At 39.9% G+C, this 818-nt stretch carries 1 pseudogene; it reads right to left on the reverse strand.

What is annotated here, in order from left to right:
* Positions 1-383: 383 nt before the first annotated feature.
* Positions 384-698, reverse strand: a pseudogene (gene lepB / locus ACERC5_RS10125) (signal peptidase I); the annotation flags it as partial.
* Positions 699-818: the final 120 nt, after the last annotated feature.

Genomic DNA, 818 nt, shown 5'->3' on the forward strand with positions numbered 1-818 from the left:
CAACAATTTGTTGCTTAAAGTCATCACTAAATTGACGACGGATTTTTCTAGACATAGAGTTCTCCTGTTTTCTTTAGTGTAGAACACTTTATAAATTCTGTCTAGTTTAGTGTAACCGATTCACTTCCTGGGTTTCCTGCTCTTGAGAACTTGGGGGCGGCGAGATACTTGTCGAGGTTGTTGTCTGATTCGCATTGTTACCTTCCAGTGTAATGGTAGGTAAGATTAAAAAATACGTTGTTAAAAATGTCGTCAGTATAGCCGTTGCCCAAAAAGCACTTTTCCAAAACGGACGGTGCCGATAGGTTTTTAACGACTGGAGCACCCACTTATACCATGTTTCCAATGAACTTCCTCCTTTCTATTTGTCTGTTTATTATCGATTATTTAATCGTCCCAATTTCTTGCAAAGGCCAAACCCTAAAAATAATTTTTCCGACGATTTGTTCTTGTGAAATCCCACCAATCGACGTATGCCTAGAGTCCAGAGAGGTTGCACGGTTATCTCCCATAACAAAGAGTTGACCGTCTGGCACTTGATAAGGGTAAGTCAGATTTGTTTGCCCAAGAGATTGCTCCAAAATATAGGGTTTATCTAATTTTTTCTGATTCACATAGACATCACCATCGCCGTTGATGTCAACCCAGTCACCAGACTTGGCGATGACGCGTTTGACCAAGATTTTATTATTGTGATAAATTGTAAAATATAGTGCAACAAAAAAACTCATAGCGTTTCTGTCGTGTAAACTGTACGTAACCACACTACCAGAACACGAGGAAACCTATGAGCTACTCCCATGAACCATAAAAGAGCG

The organism is Streptococcus sp. E24BD, assembly GCF_041807825.1.
Taxonomy (GTDB): domain Bacteria; phylum Bacillota; class Bacilli; order Lactobacillales; family Streptococcaceae; genus Streptococcus; species Streptococcus entericus.